Genomic DNA, 25,340 nt, shown 5'->3' on the forward strand with positions numbered 1-25,340 from the left:
CTTCGGCCTACCGGCCGGCTGCCGCGTCCTGTTCCGTTATCCGGTGGTGGTCGCCGCCGCTTCGCGCAGCGCGGGCCACGCGAGCTTATCCCAGTCGACCGCGCGATACGCGGCTTCAACCGCCGCGAGATCGTCCGGCCGTTCGCTGCGATGCATCCCGTGCAATTCGGCCGGCAGGTCGAGCGTGACCGGCACGCAATGCGGATAGTCGCGCGCGCGCAGCGCCGGCCCGATCGTCGTGAAGCAGGCGAGCGTCGGCACGTCGAAACCGTCGGCGAGGTGCAGCGCGGCCGTGTCGGGCGCGAACAGCAGGCTGGCGCCCTTGACCCAGGCAATGAACCGCGCGGTGTCGGCCGCGTCGCCGCTCACGTCGACGTAAGCCGGATGCGCAACGGGCCCGAACCCGGCCACCGGTAGCCCGTAGCGTTGCACGAGCATCTCCACGAACGCCGCGCGCAGCGCGGGCGGCACGCTGCGCACCGCGGTGCTCGCGCTCGCACAGAACAGCACGTACGGCCGCTGCCATGCGGCCGGCAGCGCGGGCAGCGGCAGCCGCGCGAGCCAGCGGTTGCGCTTCTCGGCGGCCGGCACGGTGGCCGGGTCGACGCCGAGCGCGTCGAGGAAGAAATCGATCATCGGCAGCCGTGCGAACGCGGGCCAGTACAGGTGATTGCCGACGTCGATGCACGGCGCATCGGCAGGCAGCACGTCGGCGGGGCACGGCAGCGCGCGTGACGGCGCGACGACGTCGGCCGCGAGCGCATACAGCGCGTCGACATGGCGCGGTGCGCGGGCCGGCCGGTACAGCGTGAAGCGCAGGCCCGCATGCGCCGCGCGCAGCGCGGCGAGTGCGGTCAGCCCGATCACCGAATCGCCGAGCGTGACGCCCATGCCGTTGATCACGTGCACATCGCTTGCGCGGTCGTAGTCGAGCCGGAACGGCCGGTGCGCGGCGTGCAGCAGGCCGAGCGCGGCCGCGGCCGGCACGTGGCCGACGGCGCGCGCGTCGCCGTGCTCGATGTCGTAAGGCGCGACGAGCGTGCCGTCCGGCGCGAGCAGCGTGCCGGGGAGCACGAGCGCGTCGTCGTGCGCGAGCGCGATGCCGGGCGGCGCGCTGCGCGTGGCCACCGTCATCCGCCGCGTGCGCGGCGGCCCTGTTCGCGGATCTGTTCGAGCGTCGCGGCCGGGGTGCTGGCGTCCTGCGGGATGCGGATCTCGATCAGCGCGGGCAGCCCGCAGGTCAGCGCGCGCTCGAGCGCGGGTGCGAAATCGGCGGTGCGCTCGACCGTCTCGCCATGTGCGCCGAACGCGCGCGCATACGCGGCGAAATCGGGATTCGTGAGCCCCGTGCCATGCACGCGGCCCGGGTAGTTGCGCTCCTGATGCATGCGGATCGTGCCGAAATGCCCATTGTTGACGACGATCGCGACGATGTTCAGCCCGTACTGCATTGCGGTCGCGAGTTCGTTGCCGGCCATCATGAAGCAGCCGTCGCCCGCAAGCGCGACGACCGCACGCGACGGGTACAGCAACTTCGCGGCGAGCGCGGCGGGAATCCCGTAACCCATCGCGCCGCTCGTCGGCGCGAGCTGCGAGCGGAAGTGCCGGTACGCGAAGTGGCGATGCAGCCAGATCGCGTAGTTGCCTGCGCCGTTGGTCAGGATCGCGTCATGCGGCAGGCGCTCGCGCAGCTGCACCATCACGTCGCCGAGCTGGACGTCGCCGGGCATCGGCAGCGGCGCATGCCATTCGCGGTACGCGTGATGCGCGTCGTTGGCCGCGCCGGCCCAGGCCGGGCGCTCGGGCGGTTCGAGCGCGGCGAGCGGCGCGGCGATTTCGGGCATCCCCGACACGATCGGCAGGTCGGCCGCATACACGCGGCCGAGCTCGTCCGCGCCCTGGTGCACGTGGATCAGCGTCTGGCGTGTTTTCGGGATGTCGAGCAGCGTGTAGCCGCCGGTGGTCGCTTCGCCGAGGCGCGGCCCGATCACGAGCAGCAGGTCGGCGTCGCGGATGCGCTTCGCGAGCGCGGGGTTGATCCCGAGCCCGACGTCGCCCGCATAGTTCGGGTGCGCGTTGTCGATCGTGTCCTGATAGCGGAATGCGCATGCGACCGGCAGTTGCCAGCGCTCGACGAAGGTGCGCAGGTTCGCGCACGCCTCGGGTGTCCAGCCGCTGCCGCCGACGATCGCGAACGGCCGTTCCGCGCGCGCGAGCCGCTCGCGCAGCTCGTCCATCTGCGCGGCGGACGGCGCCGCCGCGACGCGTTTCGCGGCCGGCACGGCGGGCTGCGCCGCGCACACTTCGGACAGTACGTCCTCCGGCAGCGCGAGCACGACCGGGCCGGGCCGGCCGGACGTCGCGACGTGGAACGCGTGGCTCAGGTATTCGGGGATGCGGCGCGGATCGTCGATCTGCGCGACCCACTTCGCCATCTGGCCGAACATCCGGCGGTAGTCGATTTCCTGGAAGGCTTCGCGGTCGAGGTGCTCGCGCGCGCACTGGCCGACGAACAGGATCATCGGCGTCGAATCCTGGAGCGCGGTGTGCACGCCGATCGACGCGTGCGTCGCGCCGGGCCCGCGCGTGACGAACGCGATGCCGGGGTGGCCGGTCAGCTTGCCGACCGCCTCGGCCATGTTCGCGGCGGCCGCCTCGTGGCGGCAGACGACCGTCTGGATGCGCGCGGTGTCGTCCGCCAGCGCATCGAGTACGGCGAGGAAACTCTCGCCCGGCACGCAGAATACGCGTTCGACGTGATTGGCGAGCAACGCATCGACGAGCAGTCGCGCACCGGTGGTGGCGCGCGGCTCGAGATCCTTGGAATGCGACATGGGCTGCCGTCTCCCTGGGTAGCGGGACGTACAGCTTACGCCCGTTGGCGGGGCGCTGAATAGTGTCGGAACGAACAGGTTGACGGCGCGCCGCAACGAGCGCGCGCCGCCGTTACCGCATCAGCACTCGACGATATTGACCGCGAGGCCGCCGCGCGACGTTTCCTTGTACTTCGTCTTCATGTCGGCGCCCGTCTCGCGCATCGTCTTGATCACGGAGTCGAGCGACACGTAGTGCGAGCCGTCGCCGCGCAGCGCCATGCGCGCCGCGTTGACGGCCTTCACCGACGCCATCGCGTTGCGCTCGATGCACGGGATCTGCACCATCCCGCCGACCGGGTCGCAGGTGAGGCCGAGGTTGTGTTCCATCCCGATTTCGGCCGCGTTCTCGACCTGGTGCGGCGTGCCGCCGAGCACGGCCGCGAGCGCGCCGGCCGCCATCGAGCACGCGACGCCCACTTCGCCCTGGCAGCCGACTTCCGCGCCCGAGATCGATGCGTTGAGCTTGTAAAGAATGCCGATCGCGGCGGCCGTCAGCAGGAAGTCGATCACACCCTGTTCGTTCGCGCCGGGCGTGAAGCGCGTGTAGTAGTGCAGCACGGCCGGGATGATGCCGGCCGCGCCGTTGGTCGGCGCGGTGACGACACGGCCGCCGGCGGCGTTTTCCTCGTTGACCGCGATCGCGTACAGGTTGATCCAGTCGATCATCGACAGCGGGTCCTGCAGCGCGCGCTCCGGGCTTCCCGTCAGCGTGCGGTACAGCTGCGGCGCGCGGCGCTTGACCTGGAACGGACCGGGCAGGTTGCCGTCGGCATCGGGGTTGCCGATCCCGCAGCCGCGCGACACGCACGACTGCATCACGGCCCAGATCTTCAGCAGCCCGTCGCGCGTCTCGTCCTCGGTGTGCCACGCACGCTCGTTTTCCCACATCAGCTGCGCGATCGACTTGCCGGTCGATTCGGTCAGCGCGAGCAGCTCCGCGCCGCTGCGGAACGGGTGTGTCATCTGCTCGGCCGCGCTCAGCACCTTCGTGTTCGGCGCGCCGGCCGTCACGACGAAGCCGCCGCCGACCGACAGGTAGGTGCGCTCGACCAGCACCGCGCCGTTCGCGTCGCTCGCGCGCAGCTTCATGCCGTTCGGGTGCTCGGGCAGCGCCTGGCGGTAGAACGCGATGTTCTCCTTCAGCACGAACGGCACCGGATGCGTGCCGAGCAGCGCGAGTTGCTTCGATTTGCGGACTTCTTCGAGCCGCGCGTCGATGGTTTCGGGATCGACGGTGTCGGGCGCGTCGCCGAGCAGGCCGAGCATCACGCCGCGGTCGGTGCCGTGGCCCTTGCCGGTCGCGCCGAGCGAGCCGTACAGCTCGACCTTCACGTGGGCGGTCGCGTCGAGCAGCCCGTCGCGCTCGAGGCTCTGGACGAACATCAGCGCCGCGCGCATGGGTCCGACCGTATGCGAGCTGGACGGGCCGATGCCGATCTTGAAGAGGTCAAACACGCTGACTGCCATTTCGATTCCTGCCTTGCTTTAAGAGTAGTACTAGCGCGCCTGCAATGGCAGGCACGCGGCGAGCCATGCGGGCGGCGTTGGGGAGAGTTGCTGCGCGACGCGGGCATAACGCCCGTCGAGCCGCGCGGCCAGATGAAAGAGTTCGGTGGCGTTTTTCGGGTCCCACTGCCCCGTGTAGCCCGGCAGGCCGGCCTCGCGGCGTTTCGCGTCGAACGGCACCGGCGAATTCACGAATTCCTCGTGAGTCTTCTCGCCGAGCGCATAGGGCACGAGCCAGTCGAGCGCGGCGGCGAGCGTCGCGCCGTTCGCGCCCCGCTCGCGCAGCCAGTTGCGGTTGAAGCGGCGCGCGGCGAGCGCGGCCGTCACCAGCGGCTGCAGGTCGTAGACGGCGTAGTGCAGCGCATCGCGCTCCTCGAAGTCCCACGTCTTGCCGTCCGGGCCGATGTTGTCGGCGAGATGCTCGACGAACAGCCGCTGCGCGGCGTTCATCATCTTGCGGTCGCCGAGCGTGAACGCGGACAGCGCGATCAGCTTGATCCGGTGGCTTTGCCAGTTGTTGCGCCACGTGCCGGTGAGCGGGCGCTTCTGCGCGTCGATCTGCGCGACATAACCGGCGCCGAGCTTCGCGATGAACGCGGCCGTCGCGTTGCGGGTCTTCACCGGCAGCGCGCTCGCGGTCATGTCGTACGCGACGATCAGGCTTTCGAAGCGCGTCTCGTCGATCGGATTGAAGCTCGGCTGATAGGTCGCGACCCACGCGGACAGGAACCGGTCGACGAGCTGCAGGTAGCGCGGCGCGTTCGTCACGCGCCACGCGAGCGCCGCGTCGCGCATCAGGTCGAGGTCCTTCAGCGCGGCCGCGCTCTGGTCGTAGATACCTTCGTGCGGCAGCGTGCCCTCGGTGTGCACGCGCGGCATCGCCTTCGGCTGCTCGCCGATGCGCGCGTCGACGCTGCGGATCAGCGCCTGCACGCCCGGCTCGGCCTGCGTCGTCTCGCTCGCCTGCAGTGCCGGCGCCGCGCAGAAATTCATCGCCGCGCGCGCGCTGCCGGCCGCGCCGAGGCCGGCAGCGGCGAACGACAAGGACGCGACGAGCATCGGCACGAAGCGGCGCCCATGCGTGCGCGGTCGCCCCTGCATTGCACCATGGCCCGGAAACATCGGACGCACCATGCGGAACTCCTTCATTGGCTGGATCGCGTGTGATGTTAGCCGGATTGGCGGACGAACGTGAACCGGTTCGAGCGGCGAACGCAAAAACCGCACGCAACACGGAGTTGCGTGCGGTGCGATCACCATCGGACGGCTCCGGACCTGGCGCGCGTTATGCGTATTCCGACATCGGCACGCAGGAGCAGAACAGGTTGCGGTCGCCGTAGACGTTGTCCGCGCGGCCGACCGGCGGCCAGTACTTGTTCGTGCCGAGCGATGCGACCGGGTACGCAGCCTGCTCGCGCGAGTACGCGTGCGGCCATTCGTTCGCGGTGACGACGGCCGCCGTGTGCGGCGCGTGACGCAGCGGGTTGTCCTCGCGATCGGCGCGGCCTTCCTCGACCGCGCGGATTTCGTCGCGGATCGCGATCATCGCGGCGATGAAGCGGTCGAGCTCTTCCTGCGATTCCGATTCGGTCGGCTCGACCATCAGCGTGCCCGGCACCGGGAAGCTCATCGTCGGCGCGTGGAAGCCGTAGTCCATCAGGCGTTTCGCGACGTCGTCGACGCTGATGCCGCTCGTTTCCTTGATCGGACGCAGGTCGAGAATGCATTCGTGCGCGACCAGCCCGCCCGGGCCCGAGTACAGCACCGGGTAGTGCGGCGCGAGACGCTTCGCGATGTAGTTCGCGTTGAGGATCGCGGTTTCTGTCGCGGCGGTCAGGTTCTTCGCGCCCATCATCGCGATGTACATCCACGAGATCGGCAGGATCGACGCCGAGCCGTACGGGGCGGCCGACACCGCGCCGATACCGTTTTCGTCGCGCGAGTAGCCGGTCGAACGCTGGTTCGGCAGGAACTTCGCGAGGTGCGCGCCGACCGCGACCGGGCCGACGCCCGGGCCGCCGCCGCCGTGCGGGATGCAGAAGGTCTTGTGCAGGTTCAGGTGCGACACGTCGCCGCCGAACTGGCCCGGTGCGGTCAGGCCGACCATCGCGTTCATGTTCGCGCCGTCGACGTACACCTGGCCACCGTGCGCATGGACGATCTCGCAGATCTCGCGGACGTTCTGCTCGAACACGCCGTGCGTCGACGGATACGTGATCATGATCGCCGCGAGGTCCTTCGCGTGCTCGTCGGCCTTCGCCTTCAGGTCCGCGATGTCGACGTTGCCCTGCGCATCGCACGCGACGACCACGACCTTCATGCCGGCCATGTGCGCGGATGCCGGGTTCGTGCCGTGCGCGGACGCCGGAATCAGGCAGATGTCGCGGTGGCTCTCGCCGCGCGATGCGTGGTACGCGTGGATGATCAGCAGGCCCGCGTACTCGCCCTGCGAGCCCGCGTTCGGCTGCAGCGACACGGCCGCGTAGCCGGTGGCCGCGACGAGCATCTGCTCGAGCTGGTCGATCATCTCGCGGTAGCCGACGGTCTGCTCGGCCGGTGCGAACGGGTGGATGCCGCCGAATTCGGGCCACGTGACGGGCAGCATTTCCGACGTCGCGTTCAGCTTCATCGTGCACGAGCCGAGCGGGATCATCGAGCGGTCGAGCGCGAGATCCTTGTCCGACAGGCTGCGCAGGTAGCGCAGCATTTCGGTTTCGGAATGGTGGCGGTTGAACACGTGGTGCGTCAGGTACGCGCTCGTACGCTCGAGGCCGGCCGGCAGCGCGGCGACGCCGCCGAGGCCCGCGTCCAGCGCGTCGACGGCCGGCGCGGTGCCGCCGGCTGCCTGCGCGAACACGGCGAGGAGATCGGCGAGGTCGTCACGCGTCGTCGTTTCGTCGACCGACACGCCGACTTGCGTGTCGCTCACGCGGCGCAGGTTGATGCGCTTCGCCTTCGCGAATTCATGAACCTGCGCGGTGCGCGCGCCGGTGTCGATCGTCAGCGTGTCGAAGAACGTGTCGTTGACGGTCGCGAAGCCGAGCTGCTTCACGCCGGCGGCGAGCAGCGCCGCGATGCGGTTCACGCGCAGCGCGATCGTCTTCAGCCCGTGCGGACCGTGGTAGACCGCGTACATGCTGGCCATGATCGCGAGCAGCGCCTGCGCGGTACACACGTTCGACGTCGCCTTCTCGCGGCGGATGTGCTGTTCGCGCGTCTGCAGCGCGAGGCGCAGCGCGGGCTTGCCCTGCGCGTCGACCGTCACGCCGACGAGGCGGCCCGGCATCTGGCGCTTGAATTCGTCGCGCACCGCGAGATACGCGGCGTGCGGGCCGCCGAAGCCCATCGGCACGCCGAAGCGCTGCGTGTTGCCGATCGCGACGTCCGCGCCCCATTCGCCGGGCGGCGTCAGCACGGTGAGCGCGAGCAGGTCGGCCGCGACCACCACGTGGCCGCCGGCCGCATGGATCGCGTCGGTGAGTGCGCGGTAGTCGCGCACGTCGCCGTTCACGCCCGGGTATTGCAGCAGCACGCCGAACGCGTTCGATTGTGCCGCGTCGGCGGCCGGGCCCGTCTTGATTTCGATGCCGACCGGCAGCGCGCGCGTGCGGATCACTTCGAGCGTCTGCGGCAGCACGTCGTCGGCGACGTAGAACACGTTCGACGTCGGCTTGCCGGTGCGCTGCAGCAGCGTCATCGCCTCGGCCGCAGCGGTGGCCTCGTCGAGCAGCGACGCGTTCGAGATCGCGAGGCCCGTGAGGTCGGCCACCATCTGCTGGAAGTTCAGGAGCGCCTCGAGGCGACCCTGGGAAATTTCGGGCTGGTACGGCGTGTAGGCCGTGTACCACGCCGGGTTTTCGAGCACGTTGCGCAGGATGACGGCCGGCGTGTGCGTGTCGTGGTAACCCTGACCGATATACGAGCGGAACACCTGGTTCTTGTCCGCGAGAACACGCAGCGCGGCGAGGGCTTCAGCCTCGCTCTTCGGCTGCGCGAACGGGCCGAGCGGCAGCGTTTCGGCGCGGCGGATCGAGGCCGGGATCACGGCGTCCATCAGGGCGGCGCGCGACGCAAAGCCGAGCGTGTCGAGCATGGCCTGCTGGCTGGCGGCGTCGGGGCCGATGTGGCGTTCGGCGAACGCGTCGTGCGTTTCGAGCGCGGCGAGCGAGAGGGGCGTGCGGTTCATCAGGCGGTCCGGGTGTTCGAGCTTCATGGCGTGACTCTGGTCCCGCGCGGGACGGGGCGGCTGACCGGCCCCGCGCGGTTCGGGTAAGGAAATTAGTCGATCAGCTTGGAGTAGGCGGCAGCGTCGAGCAGGCTGTCGGTCGATGCGCCGGCCGCGAGCTTGATCTTGAACAGCCACGTGTCGTACGCGTCGCTGTTCACCTCTTCCGGCGTGTCGACTGCGTCCGCGTTGATCGCGACCACCTCGCCCGACACCGGCGAATAGATGTCCGACGCGGCTTTCACGGATTCGACGACGCCGATCGCGTCGCCTGCCTTCACTTGCTTGCCGACGGGCGGCAGTTCGAGGAAAACGATGTCGCCGAGCGTGTTCTGCGCGTGATCGGTGATGCCGATCGTCAGCGTGCCGTCGGCTTCAGTGCGGATCCACTCGTGTTCGTCGGTGTACTTCAGATCGGCCGGGACGTTGCTCATCGGATGCTCCTGATAAAAGGGGTTTGTTCGTTTTGCTGGCGCGCCACCGGGGCACGCCGGGTGTGGTTGCGCCGGGCGCCATCTCCCGGCTTCCCGGGAGGCAGGCCCCCCGGCCGTTACGCAGCGAGGACCTTGCCGTTGCGCACGAACGGCAGTTTTACCACGCGCGCGGGAAGATTCTTGTCTCGAATTTGCACCTGGATCGTGTCGCCGATCTGGACGGCTGCCGGCACGCGTGCGAACGCGATCGATTCCTGCATCGACGGCGAGAACGTGCCGCTCGTGATTTCGCCTTCGCCGTGCGGCGTGACGACCTTCTGGTGCGCGCGCAGCACGCCGCCCGCCTTGCCGTTTTCCTTTTGCAGGATCAGGCCGACGAACGCGGCGCGCGAGCCGTCGCGCTCGAGCGCGGCGCGGCCGACGAAGTCGCGCGGCGCGCTGAGGTCGACCGTCCAGGCGAGGCCCGCGTCGAGCGGGGAGACGTTGTCGTCCATGTCCTGGCCGTACAGGTTCATGCCGGCCTCGAGGCGCAGCGTGTCGCGCGCGCCGAGCCCGCACGGGCGCACGCCGTTTTGCTGCAGTGCGTGCCACAGCGCCTCGACGTGCACGGCCGGGACGATCACCTCGAAGCCGTCTTCACCGGTATAGCCGGTGCGCGCGATGGTGAGATCGCCGAACGGCGTGCCGGCGACCTGCGCGGCGTTGAACGGCTTCAGCTCGCTCGTGGCGGCGCGCGCGGCGGGCACCGTCGCCCAGGCCTTTTCGCGGGCGTTCGGGCCCTGTACGGCGACGATCGCGAAATCGCGGCGCGGCGCGATCGTGAGGCCGTAGCCGCCTTGCTCGTTCAGCTGGTTGAACCACGCGATGTCTTTCTCGGCGGTGCCGGCGTTGACGACGACGCGGAAGAAGTCTTCGGTGAAGTAATAGACGATCAGGTCGTCGATGACGCCGCCCTGCGGATTGAGCAGGCACGAGTAGAGTGCCTTGCCGGGCGTCTTGAGCTTGCCGACGTTGTTCGCGATCGCATGCTCGAAGAACGCGCGCACGCGGCTGCCGGTGAAATCGACGACGCACATGTGCGACACGTCGAACATGCCGGCGTCGGTGCGCACGGCTTCGTGCTCTTCGATCTGCGAGCCGTAGTTGACGGGCATGTCCCAGCCGCCGAAGTCGACCATGCGGGCATTGAGCGCGCGGTGCGCGGCGTTGAGCGGGGTGTGATTCAGTGCAGTCATCGAGGCCTCAGGCAAGGCGCTTGCGCGCGGATCAGAACGGCCATGTGCCGTCCGCCGCGGCCCATGGCGCGCGAGCGATCCGGTACATGCCCCTCTGTCCTCGATACCTGAGAGATTGCGTTGCGGGCCAAGCCCGGTGAACGCGCGCCCCTTCGGTGGGCAGCTTGCCCGCGCAGCATGTGCGCAGCGGGCTACTGCCGCTCTCCAGAGTGCGGGGAGTGCGGCCCGCGCAATGCGCGGACGGGATTCCCCGACGCGGTCGGTCCTTTTGCCTGAGAGTTTGCGGGTGTGCCCCTTCGGCGGCGCGACCGGCGTTTCAGCAACGCGGCCACACGCTCTCCCGACGCGTGCGGGCGACTGTACGCGAGCAGGTTGGCGTTGTCAATTTGAGCAAAAGAATGTCGCTTCGCGACAAGCGGCGGCAGCGCGTGCCGCCGCTTTTTCCGCTCCGGCGGGCGCCGGTGCGTTACTCGCCGATCGCGCGCGCGGCCGTGTCGAGTTCCTGGTTCAGCACGCGCTGCTCGTCGCCGGACAGGCCGCCGCTGTGCTGCGCCGACATGTCGTTCGCTTCCTGGCGGATCACGTCGAGGCGATGGTGAAGCTGCGCGCCATAGGGCGGCGGGTAGTAGCCGCCGTTCACGCGCGCATCGATGCGGCGGTGCAGGTTGTCGATCCGGCCCTGGATCTGTTGCATCCGCTCGTTCGCGACGACTTGCGGATTCGGCCGCGGCGGGGGGGCCGGACGGACCGGTTGCTGCGGCTGCACGATACAGGCCGCGAGCGAGGAAACCAGGGCGCAGCACACTGCCGCGCGAATCAACCGTTGCATCAACATTCTCCTGACGGATTGGTGTCGGATCGACTTTTTTTAAGAAACGCGTCAGACCGGTCACCCGCTGACTTTCGTTCCCCCGGCATTTGTAACCGAATGTTCCGGCTGATCCAAGCGCGGCGTGCCGGCCGGCCGCAACCGGCCGGCGCGCGGTGTCAGACCGTGCGGCGCACGAACGGCAGCCGGCGGCCGTCGTGCTCGCTCTGCGCGGCCAGTTCGATGATCGTCATCACGTCGACGGCGTCCTGCGCGGTGACCGGGAACGGCGCGCCGTCGCGGATCGACGCGGCGAGCGCGCGGTAGAACTCCGCGTACTGGCCGTCGAGCGTCGGCACCGGGCGCTCGACCTCGAGGTCGCCGTCGAGCACGCGCAACAGGCCGGGCGGGTTGCCGCCGCCGAATTCGACGTCGTCCGCGGTGAGGCCGGCCTTGAGCTGGTCCTCCTGCGTGTCGAGCCCGAACTTCTGGTAGCTGCCGCGCGTGCCGTGCAGCGTGAAGCGCGCGGGTTCGATCGCCGACAGCGCGCTCGCATGCAGCGCGACGTCCTTGTCCGGATAACCGAGCAGCAGGTGCACGAAATCGGGCGCCGTGCCGTTCTCGCGGCGCGTCTTGACGGTCGCGGCCACCGTTTCCGGCAGGCCGAACAGCGCGAGCGCCTGGTCGATCAGGTGCGGGCCGAGGTCGAGCAGCAGGCCGCCGCCGCGTGCGGGCTCCTCGCGCCAGCGCGTGCGCGGCGTCGGCCGGAAGCGGTCGAAGTGCGAGGCGAAGTAGGTCAGGCGGCCGAGCTCTCCCGATTCGACGACGCGGCGCACGGTGAGGAAGTCGCCGTCCCAGCGGCGGTTGTGGAACGGCGCGAACAGCCGGCTGCGCGCGTTCGCGAGCCGGGCGAGCGCGAGCGCCTCGTCGGCGGTGAGCGTGACGGGCTTGTCGACGACCACGTGCCGGCCGGCTTCGAGCACCTTGCGGGCGAGCGTGAAGTGCGTGTCGTTCGGCGTGGCGATCACCACGCACTCGATGTCGTCGAGGCCGAGCAGCGCGTCGAGGTCGGGGACGACGCGCGCGCCCGGATACGCGGCTTGCGCGCGCTCGGGCTGACCCGTCGCGATCGCGGCCACTTCGGTGCGGCCGCTCGTGGCGATCACGGGCGCGTGGAACGTCGCGCCGGCGAAACCGAAACCCATCAAACCAATCCTGAGCAATGACGACATGGCAATCCCTGGCTACGAAGGAAACTAAAGGATGGCGCGCCGAGACGGCGCGAAGACGACCGGCTATTTTGGCATGGCGCCGCCGCTTGCACCGGGGCGTTGGGCGAAACGCGCGGGAGGGCGCGGCGCGTGCGCAAGGGAAGCCGGCATTTTGCGCGGGCCCGCGCGCCGGGTGCGCATGGCCGGCTGCCCGGCGGCGCGGCGGGCGGTCGGTGCGCGGGCGTTGTGCCGCGTCACGCGGGCGCCCGCCGCAGCACGGCCGCCGCGACCTGCTCGGCCCAGACGGCGCAGGCGGCTTCGCCTGGATGGAAGCCGTCGGCGGCCATCAGGTGGCGTTCGAGCGGCAGCGCCACCCGCAGGAACGTGCAGTGCGGCTGCGTGGCGGCCCAGCCGGTAAGCGCGGCGTTGAGCCGCTTCGCGCGCCGCCCGAGATACCACGCGAGCGGCTGCGGCAGCGCCGGAAAGCGCTCCATCGGCGGCACCGCCGACAGGATCGCGTGCCCGACCTGGAAGCGCCCGGCGAGCAGCCGGACGAGCTCGGCCTGCTGCGCCTGCCAGCGGGCCGGCGGCACGCCGCCCGTCACGTCGTTGACGCCGAGCGACGTCACGGCCACGTCGAACGGTTCGGCCGGCTCGGCGGCCAGCCAGTCGACGAGCTCCCGCGTGGTGAGGCCCGTGCGCGCGAGCAGCTTCCAGCTCACGCGATGCGTGGCCGCCAGCGCACGCGCCAGGTGCCCGGACAGCGCGTCGTGCTGCGTCGCGACGCCGACGCCCGCGGCGGCCGAATCGCCGACCACCAGCACGCGCAGCGGCGGGCCGTCGCCGGCAACCCCCTCGCGCGGGCCGGCCGCCTCGGGCAGCCGCGGCGTGACGCGACGCACGTAGCGCCCCTGCGCGAACAGCAGCGGGCCGAGAGCGGCGGTGGCGAGCGGGTATCCCATGGTGTCGATCCGGTGGTTGATGCGGGCTGGCGCGAGGCGCCGCCGAGGGTGTGCATATTGTGGCCGATCGATGCGCGAACGGGGCCGGATTGGCCGAACGGACAGGGTGCGGCCCGGCCGTACGCCCGCGCGGCCCCGTCCGGCGGCGCTCCCGAAATGCGCGTCGCCGACGTGTTAACATGCGCGTCCTGCCTGCGGTCTGCCTGCTTCGCCAGCCTGCCGCGCACGGCATCCTCCCGGCGCTCCGCCGTCAACCGCAACACCATCCGCCATCATGTCCGCAGGCCTCAATCCCGCCCAGAACGAAGCGGTGCGCTACCTCGACGGTCCCTGTCTCGTGCTCGCCGGCGCGGGCAGCGGCAAGACCCGCGTGATCACGCAGAAGATCGCGCACCTGATCGAAGCGAAAGGTTTCGAGCCGCGCCACATCGCCGCCGTCACGTTCACGAACAAGGCGGCCGCCGAAATGCGCGAGCGCGTGGGGAAGCTGCTCGAGGGCAAGACGCTCACCACGCCCGGCAAGGAAGGCCGCAAGGTACCCGTCAACCAGCTCACCGTCTGCACGTTCCACTCGCTCGGCGTGCAGATCCTGCGCCAGGAGGCCGAGCACGTCGGCCTGAAGCCGCAGTTCTCGATCATGGATTCGGACGACTGCTTCGGGATGATCCAGGAGCAGCTCGGCACGACCGACAAGGGGCTGATCCGCAAGATCCAGAGCATCATCTCGCTGTGGAAGAACGGCCTGATCATGCCCGACGAGGCGATGGCGATCGCGGCCAACGAGGACGAGCATCAGGCCGCGCTGGTCTACCGCAACTACGTCGCGACGCTGCATGCGTACCAGGCGGTCGACTTCGACGACCTGATCCGCCTGCCCGCCGAGCTGTTCGCGAAGAACGAGCAGGTGCGCGACCGCTGGCAGAACAAGCTGCGCTACCTGCTGATCGACGAATACCAGGACACCAACGCGTGCCAGTACGAGCTGCTGAAGCAGCTCGCGGGCCCGCGCGCCGCGTTCACGGCGGTCGGCGACGACGACCAGGCGATCTACGGCTGGCGCGGCGCGACGCTCGAGAACCTCGCGCAGCTCGGCAAGGATTTCCCGAAGCTGCACCTGGTCAAGCTGGAGCAGAACTACCGGTCGACGGTGCGGATCCTGACCGCCGCCAACAACGTGATCGCGAACAACCCGAAGCTGTTCGAGAAGAAGCTGTGGTCCGAGCACGGGATGGGCGATTCGATCACCGTCACGTCGTGCAACGACGAGGAACATGAGGCCGAATCGGTCGTGTTCCGGCTGTCCGCGCACAAGTTCGAGCGGCGCGCGCAGTTCCGCGACTACGCGATCCTGTACCGCGGCAACTTCCAGGCGCGGATCTTCGAGCAGGTGCTGCGGCGCGAGCGGATCCCGTACGTGCTGTCGGGCGGCCAGTCGTTCTTCGACAAGGCCGAGATCAAGGACCTGTGCGCGTACCTGCGGCTGATCGCGAACGCCGACGACGATCCCGCGTTCATCCGCGCGGTCACGACGCCGCGCCGCGGGATCGGCAACACGACGCTCGAAGCGCTCGGCTCGTTCGCGGGCCAGGCCAAGGTGTCGCTGTTCGAAGCCGTGTACATGGGCGGGATCGAGGCGCGGCTGTCCGCGCGTCAGATCGAGCCGCTGCGGATGTTCTGCGACTTCATCCAGCGCCTGACCGACCGCGCGGACAAGGAACCCGCGACCGTCGTGCTCGACGACATGATGGAAGCGATCCACTACGAGGCCTACCTGTACGACGCATTCGACGAGCGGCAGGCGCAGTCGAAGTGGCAGAACGTGCTCGAATTCCTCGAATGGCTGAAGCGCAAGGGCACGAAGCCCGAGACGGCGGCCGTCGACGGCGAGGCGGAAGGTTTCCACAACGCGGACGGGCTCGCCGATACGGGCAAGAACCTGCTCGGCCTGATCCAGACCGTCGCGCTGATGTCGATGCTCGAGGGCAAGGACGAGGATCCGGACGCCGTGCGGCTGTCGACCGTCCATGCATCGAAGGGGCTCGAGTATCCGCACGTGTTCCTCGTCGGCGTCGAGGAGGGCATCATGCCGCACCGCGGCGGCAGCGAGGACGACGGCCCGATCGACAACGAGCGGATCGAGGAGGAGCGCCGGCTGATGTACGTTGCGATCACGCGCGCGCAGCGCAGCCTGCACCTGAACTGGTGCAAGAAGCGCAAGCGGGCGCGCGAGACGGTCGTGTGCGAACCGTCGCGCTTCATCCCCGAGATGGGGCTCGACGAAGCGCCGCCGCCGACGCCGGAAGAAGCGCCGATGTCGCCGAAGGACCGGCTCGCGAGCCTGAAGGCGTTGCTGCAGAAGTGATGCGGCGGGCGCCGTCGGGCGCACACGGCCCGGCGCTCCGGCAAAACAAAACCCCCGCGATGCGCGTGCGTCGCGGGGGCTTTTTACTGGCCGGCCGGCGTTACTTCGACGCGTTGACCATGTAGTCGACGGCTGCCTTCACGTCGGCGTCCGACGCGGTCGACCCGCCCTTCGGCGGCATCGCGCCCTTGCCGTGCAGCGCGTAGTTGTAGACCGTGTCCATCGAGTCCTTCAGGCGTGGCGCCCAGTCGTCCTTGCTGCCGAACTTCGGCGCGCCGAGCACGCCTGCCGCGTGGCAGGCCTGGCAGGTCGACGTGTACAGCGCCTTGCCGGCGGTTGCCGCATCGGCGCTGGCCGGTGCGGCGGCGGGCTGTTCGCCGGGCTTCGGGAGCGCGGCGATCGCCGCCATCGCGGCGGCGGCCTGCGCGTTCGACGCATCGGCGCCCGATGCGGCTGCGCCGGCGGCGGGTGCCGCGTTGGCGGCCGGTGCGGCCGGTTCGGGGAAGTTCGCACCGTCGTTGTTCGCCATGTAGACGATCGCGCGGGCGATTTCATAGTCGCTGACGTCGTCGGGGCTCGTGCCGCCGCGCGGCGGCATCGCGCCCTTGCCGGACAGGGCCGTCTTCAGCAGCGTGTCGAAGCCTTGCGAGATGCGCGGCGCCCAGTCGTCCTTGTTGCCGAACTTCGGCGCGCCGGCGGCGCCCGTGCCGTGGCAGGTCACGCAGACGGCCTTGTAGACTTCCTCGCCGGTCTTGAACGTGCGGGGCGCGTTGGCGTCCTTCACGTCGACTTGCGCGAGCGGTGCGATACGCGCGGCGACCTGCTCGTCGGATAGTGCGTCCGTGCCGGCGCCGGAACGGAGCGCATGGTTCGCATAGTTGGCGAGCAGGATGATCAGGACGATCGGAATCGCGAACGACGCGATGATGACGGCAATCAGCTGCCCGGGGGTTTTGACGGGAGATTCGTGGGATGCTTCGCTCATGCTTGCCTCGTCTCCATGAATAGGAATTGTGAGCGCGGTGCAACGGCAAAATGGCAGTCCAATGAAGCTCGGACGATTATAGACGGAACGTTTACATCACGGCGAGCGGCACGATGGCGCGTGTTTACCCGCACGCAGCGGGCCCCGGCGGGGATTCGGCGGGCAAGGTGGACGCGTCATGGGAAACCGGGTATCCTTGCCGTCTTGCCAATTGTGGGCGGCCTGTATATTGGGGTCGCTTCACTGTCTCACGCGCCCGTAGCTCAATGGATAGAGTACTGCCCTCCGAAGGCAGGGGTTGCTGGTTCGATCCCAGCCGGGCGCGCCAAGTCTGATAAGCCTTCCAGCGGTTTCGCTACTTCATCGGTTTCTCCCACTTCAGTGAAATTACAGTCAGCCGGCGGCGACGTGCAGCTCGGCGGCCTGCGTGTGCGACTGCACCCACTGCGTCAGGTGGTCGGCTGACAGGTGCGCGTAACGCTGCACCATCTCCAGCGTTTCCCATCCGCCCAGCTCCTTCAACACCTGCAACGGCGTGCCGCGCTGCACGTGCCAGCTCGCCCAGGTGTGACGCAGATCGTGCCAGCGGAAGTCGCGGATGCCGGCACGCTTCAACGCCTTGCGCCAGGCTTCGGTCACGGTCTGATAGACCGGCCGGCCGTGGTACACGAACACGCTGTCGACGCACTCGGGCGCGCGCTTCTTCGCGCGCTGGCGCAGCAGCACCGCGATCGCCGTATCGGACAGCGGCACCGTGATCGCCTTCTTCGCCTTCGCCTGGTCCGGGTGGATCCAGGCAACGCGCCGCACGATGTCGACCTGCGACCACTGCAACCCGGTCACGTTCGAGCGGCGCAGCCCCGTCTCCAGCGCGAAGCGCGCCATCTCGGCCAGGTGATCCGGTAGCTCGGCGATCAACCGTTCGGCCTGGGCCTGCGTCAGCCAGCGGATCCGCTTCTGCACGACCTTCGCGCGCTTCGTGACCGGCACGCGGTCCAGCCATTCCCACTCGACGGCCGCGTTCAGCACCGCCTTCAACACGCCGACCACGCGCGTCACGGTGCCGGCGCTGACGCACTGGTCGGTGGTCACGATCCCGCCCTTCGTGCGGATCACTTTCGGCTCCCTCCGCTTGGCGAGCGCGATCGCGTCGATGCGGTTGCGGTCGATGTCGGCCAGCGCTACGCCAGACAGGTGTTGGTCGAGCCAGCGTAGGTGCGTTTTCGACGTCTCCAGGCTCGCCAGCCCTTCGCGGTCGCTGATGTAGCGCACGACCGCGTCGTTCCAGGTGTAGCGCGGCTTGTGGCCGAGCCGCGCCTGGTTCCACAGATCGACCTTCAGCCGATCGTGAAGCTCTTCCGCCTGGGCTTTGTTGCTGGTGCCAGTGCTGCCCTGTACGACCGGACCACCGCCAGGCGGGGTGAGGCGGTAATACCAGTTGGGACTGTTACTGCGTTTATAGAGCGACATGATTCCAATTTCTCCTGCGGGTCGCCCTGCACAACTCGCGGAATCCATTCTCCGGCGAGGTAGCGCTGCAGGGCAACCGTCGAAAACATCCAGCGCTTGCCGACCTTCCGACCAGGCAGCGCGCCGGCCTTCGCTTTCAGGCGCACCGTTTCAGGGTGCGCGCCGAGCAGCGCGGCGGCTTGTTCGAGGTTGACGGTGTTCATCGGGCTATCTCCAGAGCGCCACGCGGCGGGGGGAGGGGCAAAACAACTCGTGGACTCGTGGCATGCCCTGTTATTCATACGTAACCATCTGATTTTTAAGGTATTCGTTTGCCATCATTTACCACGAAAAACACGTGGCACCCCCTTCCGACTCGTGGCCTAAAAAATAGGCAGCGCCCGCGACTCGTGGCAAAACACGGCCGACTCGTGGCACGGCTTTGGGGCTGATTTCCTGCTCTTCTCCGTATTCTTTCTTCTTCTTTTTCAATGAATTAGAGAGAGGAGATAAAGGGGCGACGGCGGCCGGTACAAAAATCGGACTAGTGGCGAAAACGGCCCGACTCGTGGCGAATTGCATGCGACTCATGGCGGCACTCTTCTCAACAATCAAAGACTTACGAGCGGAGACACCCGAAAACCACGATTCGCGTGCGCTGCCTGTCCGGCCCCTGTGGAAAAACCGGCTCGCACGGCCCCCCTTCTTCAAGGCGGGCGCTGTTGCCCGGCCGTTTCGACTTGCGGGGGGTACGGGGGGCAGCGGAAAGAGCGACGGCCGGGCATTCGCGTGCGCCGATTGCTGCGCGCATCGACGCACGCACCGGAAACCCGAATACAGGGCCGCTACGCGGCCAGAAAGAATGAGGGAAGGGGTACGGCCGCACGGCGGCCGCATCGGCTGAGAGGGCGTCACGCACGGCCTCGCTGCTCGGTCGCGTCCGACGCCAGGTCTTCACGGATGGACACGTGCAGGCCGAACGCGGCCAGGCGCTCGAGCGACACCGGCGTCAGATACGGCACGCGGCGGGTGTAGATGCGGCGCTCGAGTTCTTTTTCGCCGACCACGACGCCGGCGTGCTTGAGCTGCGCCTTGAACACACGATCGGATTTCACGGGCAGGCCGTTCCATTTGTCGCGCAGCGAGCTCGTGTGGGCGATGTGGTCCATCACATGCCCGGTGCGCAGCAGCAGGCAGAACTCGCCGTCGACGGTATCGAACGTGAACGGGTGCTTGTAGTTGCCGCCGTCGATCTCCGACAGCACGGTTTCCATGATCCAGACCCACGGCTCGCGATCGGCGCTTGTCTCGGCGATGTGGCCGTTCATTTCGGTGAGCAGGTCGCGCGGGAAGTCCCCTTCGCTCGGGTCCATGCCGGCGAACTCGCACAGGTAGCGCCAGGCGAGCGCGACGGCCGCGTAGTTGCCGGCCATCCGCTTCGCGCCGTCGTCCTCGCCGCTCGCGCGGCAGTTGGCCAGGGCCTTGTCACGCAGCGTCGTGTACTGGTCGGCCACGGCGCGCTTGTCCAGGCCGGCGAGGAATTCGAGCCACTGGCGAACCGGGAAGCGCGGCAGGTCGTCGGGCATCAGCGGGCCGCGCTTGCCGGTCAGCGTTGTGCGCACGAGCTTGCCGAGCAGGCTGCGCACGGGCACGTCTTCGCCGGCCAGCATCACGGGCGCGCACAACAGGTATTCCGTCATGTCGGTGCCGCGACGCGTCACGGTGTACTGGTAGTTCTCCTGCAGCAGGCCGACGGCCTTGTCGATCACGTCCTGCCGGCGCGCGGACAGCTCTTCCCATCCGACCGGGTGGCTTGTGTGGCTGATGCTGGTCAGCAGGCGGAACTCGGTCTGCAGGGACTGCCCGGAAAACATCGTGAACGCGAGCGAGCGCTCGAGGCGCTTGATGAGCGTCGATTTGCCGGCACCCTTGTTCGCCTGGATGGTGATGTGCGGCCAGAACCCGAGCAGCGCCTTCAGGTGGCCACCGAGCGCCCATACGAGCGGGATCGTCGCGGCGTTCTGCTTGAACGTCGCCTGGTACGCGGCGATGACGCGCCGCGCGTCGCTGGCCGGGCCGGTTGGGAAGGTCAGGTTGTGATACGGGCACTGTTTGTCGGCTTCGGTGAAGTAGCAATCCGGGCCTTCGTTGACGATCAGGCGGCCGTCGCGCCAGGCGAGCCCGACGAAGTTCGCCGCCTGGCGCGCGCCGAGGTCGGCGCCGCGCTCCAGGATGTTCACCATGCGCTTGAACGGCGCCGGCGCCCAGATCGGGCCGAACTTGCCCCACTGGTCGACGTTGTGCAGCTGGTCGTCGAGCATGACGCGACGCACGAGCTGCGCGCCGTGGCGCGGCGCCTGAACCGACACGGCGAAGTAGACGGTGGGCGCCTGGTCGGCGTCGCCCGTCATCGTCGACGTCGCGCTCGCGACCGACACGCGGCTGATGCCGGCAATGCGGAAGCCGCACAGATCCGTTACGACCGGCGTTTCGACGCCCGATTCCTCGTTACGGTCCATCTTCGTGATGTAGCTGGTGAAGTCCGGCCGGACGCGGAAGCGCCAGTACTGCGCGAAGTCGTGCGAGGGCAGGAAGATGCGCGGCCGGCCGCGACGCGTGGCGTCGCCGGCGAGGCCGGCAATGAGCCAGGGCTCGAGCTGCTCGAGCGCGCGCGACAGCTCGGTCGGGCCGCGCAGTTGCAGGTAGTCGTTCACGTCGTTGATTGGCTTGTGCGTCTTCTCGCCGTCCGCGAGGTCGGCCAGCCAGCCGGCCTGGTCGACGAGCACCGCGCTGATGTTGAGCGCCGTGAGCCGCTCGTAGAGCTTCCACGCGGCTTCCGGGCCGGGACGATGGCCGGCGCGCGGGTGGCCGTCTGCGAACGGTTCGTCGTTGTCCAGGCATACGAAGACCTGTTTCCCGCGCAGGAACGCGAAGTCGATGTCGTCGACATTCGCCAGGCCGCGCAGGGCGAGGGCTGCGGCGCCGGGCATCGCACAGGTGTCGATCGACAGCGCGTTGATCGCGCTTTCCACGATGAACACGCGCTTTGCCTTGTCGAGCCGGCGAGGGTCGGCGGTCCAGCCGTAGCCGGCCTTATCGCCCTGTGTCTGCGTCTTGACGCCGCCGTTGAGCGTCGGGTCGACGTAGCGCATGTCGACGGCGACGACGCGAGCGTCGCCTGGTGCGCGGACGATGAACGCGGCGGCCGGGCCGGCGTGGCCGACTTCGCCGGCGGCGACCTTGGTGCTGGTCCAGGTGTTGAAGCCGAGCGCGCGCGCGGCGATCGCCGCGTCGATCGCGGCGGCGGAAATGCAACGACCGCTGAGGTAATCGCGCACCTGGTCGCGTTCGGCAAAGCACCGATCGGCGATGTATTCGACGGTCGATTTCTCGCGGCGCTCGGCCGGCGCCGGCCGATCGAGCGGGATGCCGTAGGCGTCGTGTAGGTAGCGCACGGCGTCCGCAACGCTGCCGCCGCGTGCGTGAATGACCAGGTCGATGCACGAACCGCCGACGTCGGCGCTGTGGTCGCGCCAGCCGGTGCCGTGCTTCGGGTGGTTCATGAAGATCGACAGGGACGGGCTCTTGTCCTCGTGCTGCGGCGAGTGGTAGAGCGCCTTGTCGCCGCCGCGACCGCGCTTCATGCCGAGGCGGTCGGCGAGGTCGTGCAGGTCGATGCGTTGCTTCAGTTCGTCGATCGTAGCCATTGTTATTGCTGTTGCTCAGTTTGCTGCAGGGGTGTTTCGGTGGGGTTGCGGCTGGTCGGCGGGCAGAACACGACGGCTTTGAGCGCGTTCGCCGACTGCGGGAAGGCGAGCATCAGACGGTCGCTGAGAGCAGCAACGAACAGGCCGATCGTCATGTACCGATCAAGGCTACCGGGGGCGTTGTTGAAGTTCAGGCAGTCTGCGGTCGCCGCGATGGCGGCCGCGAGCGCGGCGTCGTGAGGGGTGTTCGTGTGCGTCATGCTGCGGCGCCTCCGAGGATGTCGTGATGGTTCTGCTGCAGGCGCTGAACGGCGTGCTGCAGTTGGTAACGCGAGGCTGTCGCCTGCTCGAGGATTTCGCGTAGCCGGCGGCGGTTGCGATCGACGTTTGCCGTCGCGCTCGCGACCGCTGCGGTGCGCGTCGGGCCGTGGCCGATCCGCATGCCCGAAATCAGGTGGGTGACGACCCACTTTTCGGGGTGGCCGTCGCGCACGTGAGGTTCGGCATGGATGCCGAACGTGGCATCGGCGCTGTTCTGGACGACGACGTGTTCGCCGGTAACCGTGCGCAGGCCGGCCGACGTCAGCAGCTCGTAGCGGATGGTGGGTTCGTGTGTCATACGTCCCTCCGGGCCGATTGATCGTCAACGATCACGTGCGACTCGTCGACCGCAGGAGCTGCAACCCACTCGGTGCCATTCCAGCGGGCGAAGCGGCGAATCTGCGTGAGCAGGTGGTCGCCTGACTGGATGTTGAACATCGGGATCGGCTGGCTGCGCATCCAGCGCCGGATGATTTCGACACCAACGGCGCGGACCACTTCTCCCGCGTCGCGGTCGCCATGCTCGACAGACAAAAACTGTGCGCGATACCAATGCGCGGCGAGATACTCGTCGGACACGTGGGGCAGGCTGTCAGTGTCGATTTCGAGGGTGAAGGTCTTTTTCATCAGATCACCCACGCGGCGGAACGGACCAAGCCAGAGCCGCGACCAGGACGATCATGACGACGGCGCCGATCGTGAAAGCGATGACGCGGGCGTTTCGAACATCGAACAGACGCAGCACGTCGGCGGCCAGGCAGTACGCGCCAGTGAGGGAGAAGGAGAGCATCAGCAGCACGCCGATGCCGAAAACGTAGGGCTTCATGGTGTGGTTCCAGGTGGGTGCGCCGGCGGTCGGCGCGGATGGGTCAGTCGAAGTCGTTCGCGGCGCAGCGCTTCGCGTCGAAAGTGGGGCGCGGGCACGGTCGGACCTGTTTGCGTTCTCTCAATGCGCGCGCGGCACACTCGACGACGAACCGCACACAAGGGCGAGCCGTGTCTGGGTTGCCGGCCACGCAGAGCTCTTTCCAGGCTTCGCGAAGTTCGGTGTCAGTGAAGGGAGCGCGCATCGCTTCAGTGCATCCAGGCGAGCACCGGCGTGCCGCGCGAGAGGTCCCACGACACGACGAAGCCCAAAGCACGGGCGGATGCGACGAACACGTCGGCGCGCACGTCGGCTGCGGAGATCTTCGTGAGGTAGGCGACACGCTCGTCGTAGGACAGCGATTGGGCGAGTGCGGCGATCGGTGCGGGGATCAGCGTTTGCATACGGCCTCCAAGAAATTTCAGGCAAAAGGAGTCCCTCACGCCCGCAGAGCGGGCGCGATGGGTGTTCAGCAAAAAGGCGGGTTAGGGCTTAGGCGTCGAGCAGCGGGAGCTGACGCGAATCGGTCGGGAGCCGATCAACCTTGCCGATCGGCACGTACACATGCGGATTCGGGTTGAGGCTCGGGGCGATCGTGTGGACGGTGGCGACGTGGATCTTGTAAGTCGTCGCGCATTCGACATTGGTGCACTGGCAGTACGCCTCGCGGACGAGGGACGAAAGCGTGCGGCTGGTTCGAATGACGGCGCGGCTGCCGCAGTGGTGACACTTCAGTTTCATCGTGACTTCCTGTCGGAGACTGCCGCGTTAGTTACGGCTGGTGGTTACGGCGTAAAGAGCCCGGTTTCGTCCGGTGAGGCGACGCGCACCGTTGCGCAGTCGTCGCTTCACGAGCCATTCGGCCGCCTGCTGGATCGTCGCAAGACCTTCCTGCAGTCGCACGCGCTCGAGTAGTTCGGCTTCTTGCTCGGTGAATGTGAGTTCGAGTTCGGGCATTGGATCGGCTGCTCTTGGGCTGCTGGTTTCAGCCGTGCTCGTGGGCTACATTGCACGCTGGCATCAGAGCTTCGGCGGCTTCGCGCATAACCATTTCGCGAATCAGCGTTGCAGCGCATGCGCCTTGGTAGTTGGCGAGCGCGGTAATGAGGGCGTATTCGTAGTCGTCGAACCGCACCATCAGGCGGTTGTCGCGGACACGTTTTGGATCCGGATACATGGTGGTCACCTCGGGTTCAGCTTGCGGAAACATTGCCCGTGGTGTCCTCAATCGAGGACATCCTGGCGAGATAGCGGGGGAGCCCTTCGAGATAGATGAGGCGTGCGAGGCTCGACAGGGAGCGCCGTTCTTGGTGGCCGAGCTGCTCTAGCTGGGCCCGCTCTGCGGGAAGGAGGCGAAGCGAAACGGTCTTGCTGGACATGACGCCCGGCGGCGCACGCCGCGGGCCTTTGTGGGTAGTCATGGCGGGTATACTCAATTTCGATAGTGCTTCACTAGGGATAGGTGAAGTGTAAGGTAATCAAAACGAAACCGCAAGATGTCTGACATTTCAATAGGAAACCGTCTGAAGGAGGAGCGCATGCGTATCGGTCTGAGCCAGGCAGAGTTCGCTGCACTGGGCGGGCTCGGTAAGCAGGCCCAGCTCAATTACGAATCGGACGCGCGATCGCCCGATGCGAACTACCTGGCCGCGCTTTCGAAGGTCGGGGTCGACGTGCTGTACGTCATCACGGGCGAGCGTGCGCAGGGGCCCGGCGTGCCTGACGATGAGGCCGAGCTGCTCGAGGGGTTTCGCCAGTTGAACGACGTCGGCCGCACGGCCGTACAGGCGTCGGTCAACGGCTTCTTGCTCGCGGGGACGATGACGATCTCGGGCGCGCCGGCGAAGCGGCTTCCGCGTCTTGCCGAAAACCGTGCCGCGAAATTGGATGCTGCGGCGCTCGAGGTGCTGCGAGATGCGCAGGGCGACGCGGAACGTGTGAAGCGCGAACGCGCATCGAAGAAAAGCGCCGGAAAAGGTCAGGACTGACGAAGAGTCTCTGCGGCGCGCTCGAGCGCCGCCATCGCGGTTTCGACTTCGCCCAACACGTCGATCGTCGTCATGTCGGTCGATGGCCCGCCGGGCAGTTCGCACAACGCAACGAGTTCACGATCGAAGTGGGCCACGACGGCGCGGAGCTGCGCGCCGAATTCCGTGAGCCGAAACCCATCACTGCCTGACCGACGCTCCATCAGTGGGCGGCCGAGGACGCGCTCGAGCTCGGACACCTTTTCGCTGACCGTTGGCCGCTGTACTCCCATCGCTTGCGCTGCCTCCGAGATGCTGCGATAGCGCGAGATCTCGCTGTATGCGCGCAGCAGATTCCAGTTGAGCCGAGGGGGAGTCGTCCGGGAAACCATGATTCAAGCGATAGTTGTTATTGGCCGTAATGCGC

At 68.0% G+C, this 25,340-nt stretch carries 24 protein-coding genes, 1 tRNA gene, 1 pseudogene and 2 riboswitches; of the genes and pseudogenes, 3 read left to right on the forward strand and 23 right to left on the reverse strand.

Translation table 11 applies throughout. The annotated features are described in order from the left end of the window. Positions 1–36: 36 nt before the first annotated feature. From ACN22W_RS00755 to ACN22W_RS00800, 10 genes are all read right to left on the reverse strand, one after another. Positions 37–1,134, reverse strand: coding sequence for an ADP-heptose--LPS heptosyltransferase (locus ACN22W_RS00755; protein ID WP_419685737.1), 1,098 nt, complete (start codon positions 1,132–1,134; stop codon positions 37–39). After that, positions 1,131–2,834 carry a thiamine pyrophosphate-binding protein gene (locus tag ACN22W_RS00760; RefSeq protein WP_419685738.1) on the reverse strand — a complete coding sequence of 568 codons (1,704 nt, stop codon included), beginning with the start codon at positions 2,832–2,834 and terminating at the stop codon, positions 1,131–1,133. Before ACN22W_RS00760 ends, ACN22W_RS00755 begins: the two co-directional genes overlap by 4 nt. Before the next feature lie 120 nt (positions 2,835–2,954). Next, positions 2,955–4,343 (reverse strand): L-serine ammonia-lyase, encoded by a 1,389-nt coding sequence (locus ACN22W_RS00765; protein ID WP_412022702.1) that lies wholly within the window; start codon positions 4,341–4,343, stop codon positions 2,955–2,957. Between the two features lie 30 nt (positions 4,344–4,373). Then, the gene (locus ACN22W_RS00770) at positions 4,374–5,516 is read right to left on the reverse strand and encodes an alginate lyase family protein (RefSeq protein WP_419685739.1); all 1,143 of its coding nucleotides are present in this window, start codon (positions 5,514–5,516) and stop codon (positions 4,374–4,376) included. Between the two features lie 151 nt (positions 5,517–5,667). Next, positions 5,668–8,595 (reverse strand): aminomethyl-transferring glycine dehydrogenase, encoded by a 2,928-nt coding sequence (gene gcvP / locus ACN22W_RS00775; RefSeq protein WP_419685740.1) that lies wholly within the window; start codon positions 8,593–8,595, stop codon positions 5,668–5,670. 65 nt (positions 8,596–8,660) lie between these two features. Continuing rightward, complete coding sequence (gene gcvH, locus ACN22W_RS00780; protein ID WP_059232767.1) at positions 8,661–9,041, reverse strand: glycine cleavage system protein GcvH; 381 nt, start codon at positions 9,039–9,041, stop codon at positions 8,661–8,663. A gap of 116 nt (positions 9,042–9,157) precedes the next feature. Then, positions 9,158–10,276 (reverse strand): glycine cleavage system aminomethyltransferase GcvT, encoded by a 1,119-nt coding sequence (gene gcvT / locus ACN22W_RS00785; RefSeq protein WP_129513403.1) that lies wholly within the window; start codon positions 10,274–10,276, stop codon positions 9,158–9,160. 84 nt (positions 10,277–10,360) lie between these two features. Then, positions 10,361–10,494: riboswitch (glycine riboswitch) on the reverse strand. Between the two features lie 31 nt (positions 10,495–10,525). Then, positions 10,526–10,629, reverse strand: a riboswitch (glycine riboswitch). 113 nt (positions 10,630–10,742) lie between these two features. Then, complete coding sequence (locus ACN22W_RS00790; protein WP_048247837.1) at positions 10,743–11,105, reverse strand: hypothetical protein; 363 nt, start codon at positions 11,103–11,105, stop codon at positions 10,743–10,745. Between the two features lie 158 nt (positions 11,106–11,263). After that, positions 11,264–12,316: an oxidoreductase gene (locus ACN22W_RS00795; RefSeq protein ID WP_412022700.1), complete on the reverse strand. Its 1,053-nt coding sequence runs from the start codon at positions 12,314–12,316 to the stop codon at positions 11,264–11,266. 233 nt (positions 12,317–12,549) lie between these two features. After that, entirely contained in the window at positions 12,550–13,257 is a 708-nt protein-coding gene (locus ACN22W_RS00800) for an SGNH/GDSL hydrolase family protein (RefSeq protein WP_193097419.1), read from the reverse strand. Positions 13,258–13,531: 274 nt separating this feature from the next. Here ACN22W_RS00800 and ACN22W_RS00805 point away from each other — a divergent pair, with 274 nt between their 5' ends. Then, on the forward strand, positions 13,532–15,619 hold the full coding sequence (locus tag ACN22W_RS00805; RefSeq protein ID WP_129513406.1) for a UvrD-helicase domain-containing protein: 2,088 nt from the start codon (positions 13,532–13,534) through the stop codon (positions 15,617–15,619). Between the two features lie 100 nt (positions 15,620–15,719). On the opposite strand, the gene ACN22W_RS00810 is transcribed toward ACN22W_RS00805, so the two are convergent. Next, positions 15,720–16,604, reverse strand: coding sequence for a c-type cytochrome (locus ACN22W_RS00810; protein ID WP_343494361.1), 885 nt, complete (start codon positions 16,602–16,604; stop codon positions 15,720–15,722). A 252-nt stretch (positions 16,605–16,856) separates the two neighbouring features. Between ACN22W_RS00810 and ACN22W_RS00815 the strand changes: the two genes are divergently transcribed. Next, positions 16,857–16,932: transfer RNA gene (locus ACN22W_RS00815), tRNA-Arg, on the forward strand. 65 nt (positions 16,933–16,997) lie between these two features. Here the strand turns inward: ACN22W_RS00815 and ACN22W_RS00820 are convergent. From ACN22W_RS00820 to ACN22W_RS00870, 11 genes and pseudogenes are all read right to left on the reverse strand, one after another. Continuing rightward, positions 16,998–18,074 (reverse strand): tyrosine-type recombinase/integrase, encoded by a 1,077-nt coding sequence (locus ACN22W_RS00820; protein ID WP_419685744.1) that lies wholly within the window; start codon positions 18,072–18,074, stop codon positions 16,998–17,000. 113 nt (positions 18,075–18,187) lie between these two features. After that, a pseudogene (locus ACN22W_RS00825) lies at positions 18,188–18,355 on the reverse strand (hypothetical protein); the annotation flags it as partial. 609 nt (positions 18,356–18,964) lie between these two features. Next, the gene (locus ACN22W_RS00830) at positions 18,965–21,760 is read right to left on the reverse strand and encodes a toprim domain-containing protein (RefSeq protein ID WP_419685746.1); all 2,796 of its coding nucleotides are present in this window, start codon (positions 21,758–21,760) and stop codon (positions 18,965–18,967) included. 2 nt (positions 21,761–21,762) lie between these two features. Beyond that, positions 21,763–22,020 (reverse strand): hypothetical protein, encoded by a 258-nt coding sequence (locus ACN22W_RS00835; protein ID WP_419685748.1) that lies wholly within the window; start codon positions 22,018–22,020, stop codon positions 21,763–21,765. After that, positions 22,017–22,379, reverse strand: coding sequence for a hypothetical protein (locus ACN22W_RS00840; protein ID WP_419685749.1), 363 nt, complete (start codon positions 22,377–22,379; stop codon positions 22,017–22,019). Before ACN22W_RS00840 ends, ACN22W_RS00835 begins: the two co-directional genes overlap by 4 nt. Next, positions 22,376–22,708, reverse strand: coding sequence for a hypothetical protein (locus ACN22W_RS00845; RefSeq protein ID WP_419685750.1), 333 nt, complete (start codon positions 22,706–22,708; stop codon positions 22,376–22,378). The genes ACN22W_RS00840 and ACN22W_RS00845 overlap by 4 nt, the downstream gene beginning before the upstream one ends. A gap of 4 nt (positions 22,709–22,712) precedes the next feature. Next, positions 22,713–22,907 (reverse strand): hypothetical protein, encoded by a 195-nt coding sequence (locus tag ACN22W_RS00850; protein ID WP_419685751.1) that lies wholly within the window; start codon positions 22,905–22,907, stop codon positions 22,713–22,715. A 248-nt stretch (positions 22,908–23,155) separates the two neighbouring features. Continuing rightward, positions 23,156–23,350 carry a hypothetical protein gene (locus ACN22W_RS00855; RefSeq protein ID WP_419685752.1) on the reverse strand — a complete coding sequence of 65 codons (195 nt, stop codon included), beginning with the start codon at positions 23,348–23,350 and terminating at the stop codon, positions 23,156–23,158. A gap of 88 nt (positions 23,351–23,438) precedes the next feature. Then, positions 23,439–23,687 (reverse strand): ogr/Delta-like zinc finger family protein, encoded by a 249-nt coding sequence (locus tag ACN22W_RS00860; RefSeq protein ID WP_059818023.1) that lies wholly within the window; start codon positions 23,685–23,687, stop codon positions 23,439–23,441. Between the two features lie 27 nt (positions 23,688–23,714). Next, positions 23,715–23,903, reverse strand: a complete 189-nt coding sequence (locus tag ACN22W_RS00865) for a hypothetical protein (protein ID WP_082160889.1) — start codon at positions 23,901–23,903, stop codon at positions 23,715–23,717. 28 nt (positions 23,904–23,931) lie between these two features. Continuing rightward, entirely contained in the window at positions 23,932–24,123 is a 192-nt protein-coding gene (locus tag ACN22W_RS00870; RefSeq protein ID WP_419687348.1) for a hypothetical protein, read from the reverse strand. A 361-nt stretch (positions 24,124–24,484) separates the two neighbouring features. Between ACN22W_RS00870 and ACN22W_RS00875 the strand changes: the two genes are divergently transcribed. Continuing rightward, entirely contained in the window at positions 24,485–24,934 is a 450-nt protein-coding gene (locus ACN22W_RS00875; RefSeq protein ID WP_419685755.1) for a helix-turn-helix domain-containing protein, read from the forward strand. Here the strand turns inward: ACN22W_RS00875 and ACN22W_RS00880 are convergent. After that, the gene (locus tag ACN22W_RS00880; protein ID WP_419685757.1) at positions 24,925–25,305 is read right to left on the reverse strand and encodes a LysR family transcriptional regulator; all 381 of its coding nucleotides are present in this window, start codon (positions 25,303–25,305) and stop codon (positions 24,925–24,927) included. The genes ACN22W_RS00875 and ACN22W_RS00880 overlap by 10 nt on opposite strands. Between the last annotated feature and the right edge of the window lie 35 nt (positions 25,306–25,340).

It is taken from the genome of Burkholderia theae, assembly GCF_048565265.1.
Lineage (GTDB): Bacteria > Pseudomonadota > Gammaproteobacteria > Burkholderiales > Burkholderiaceae > Burkholderia > Burkholderia theae.

Coding starts and splice junctions, on each gene's coding strand:
- ACN22W_RS00755 (WP_419685737.1), bottom strand. CDS start 1,134: ATGACGGTGGCCACGCGCAGCGCGCCGCCCGGCATCGCGCTCGCGCAC.
- ACN22W_RS00760 (WP_419685738.1), bottom strand. CDS start 2,834: ATGTCGCATTCCAAGGATCTCGAGCCGCGCGCCACCACCGGTGCGCGA.
- ACN22W_RS00765 (WP_412022702.1), bottom strand. CDS start 4,343: ATGGCAGTCAGCGTGTTTGACCTCTTCAAGATCGGCATCGGCCCGTCC.
- ACN22W_RS00770 (WP_419685739.1), bottom strand. CDS start 5,516: ATGGTGCGTCCGATGTTTCCGGGCCATGGTGCAATGCAGGGGCGACCG.
- gcvP (WP_419685740.1), bottom strand. CDS start 8,595: ATGAAGCTCGAACACCCGGACCGCCTGATGAACCGCACGCCCCTCTCG.
- gcvH (WP_059232767.1), bottom strand. CDS start 9,041: ATGAGCAACGTCCCGGCCGATCTGAAGTACACCGACGAACACGAGTGG.
- gcvT (WP_129513403.1), bottom strand. CDS start 10,276: ATGACTGCACTGAATCACACCCCGCTCAACGCCGCGCACCGCGCGCTC.
- ACN22W_RS00790 (WP_048247837.1), bottom strand. CDS start 11,105: ATGCAACGGTTGATTCGCGCGGCAGTGTGCTGCGCCCTGGTTTCCTCG.
- ACN22W_RS00795 (WP_412022700.1), bottom strand. CDS start 12,316: ATGTCGTCATTGCTCAGGATTGGTTTGATGGGTTTCGGTTTCGCCGGC.
- ACN22W_RS00800 (WP_193097419.1), bottom strand. CDS start 13,257: ATGGGATACCCGCTCGCCACCGCCGCTCTCGGCCCGCTGCTGTTCGCG.
- ACN22W_RS00805 (WP_129513406.1), top strand. CDS start 13,532: ATGTCCGCAGGCCTCAATCCCGCCCAGAACGAAGCGGTGCGCTACCTC.
- ACN22W_RS00810 (WP_343494361.1), bottom strand. CDS start 16,604: ATGAGCGAAGCATCCCACGAATCTCCCGTCAAAACCCCCGGGCAGCTG.
- ACN22W_RS00820 (WP_419685744.1), bottom strand. CDS start 18,074: ATGTCGCTCTATAAACGCAGTAACAGTCCCAACTGGTATTACCGCCTC.
- ACN22W_RS00830 (WP_419685746.1), bottom strand. CDS start 21,760: ATGGCTACGATCGACGAACTGAAGCAACGCATCGACCTGCACGACCTC.
- ACN22W_RS00835 (WP_419685748.1), bottom strand. CDS start 22,020: ATGACGCACACGAACACCCCTCACGACGCCGCGCTCGCGGCCGCCATC.
- ACN22W_RS00840 (WP_419685749.1), bottom strand. CDS start 22,379: ATGACACACGAACCCACCATCCGCTACGAGCTGCTGACGTCGGCCGGC.
- ACN22W_RS00845 (WP_419685750.1), bottom strand. CDS start 22,708: ATGAAAAAGACCTTCACCCTCGAAATCGACACTGACAGCCTGCCCCAC.
- ACN22W_RS00850 (WP_419685751.1), bottom strand. CDS start 22,907: ATGAAGCCCTACGTTTTCGGCATCGGCGTGCTGCTGATGCTCTCCTTC.
- ACN22W_RS00855 (WP_419685752.1), bottom strand. CDS start 23,350: ATGCAAACGCTGATCCCCGCACCGATCGCCGCACTCGCCCAATCGCTG.
- ACN22W_RS00860 (WP_059818023.1), bottom strand. CDS start 23,687: ATGAAACTGAAGTGTCACCACTGCGGCAGCCGCGCCGTCATTCGAACC.
- ACN22W_RS00865 (WP_082160889.1), bottom strand. CDS start 23,903: ATGCCCGAACTCGAACTCACATTCACCGAGCAAGAAGCCGAACTACTC.
- ACN22W_RS00870 (WP_419687348.1), bottom strand. CDS start 24,123: ATGTATCCGGATCCAAAACGTGTCCGCGACAACCGCCTGATGGTGCGG.
- ACN22W_RS00875 (WP_419685755.1), top strand. CDS start 24,485: ATGCGTATCGGTCTGAGCCAGGCAGAGTTCGCTGCACTGGGCGGGCTC.
- ACN22W_RS00880 (WP_419685757.1), bottom strand. CDS start 25,305: ATGGTTTCCCGGACGACTCCCCCTCGGCTCAACTGGAATCTGCTGCGC.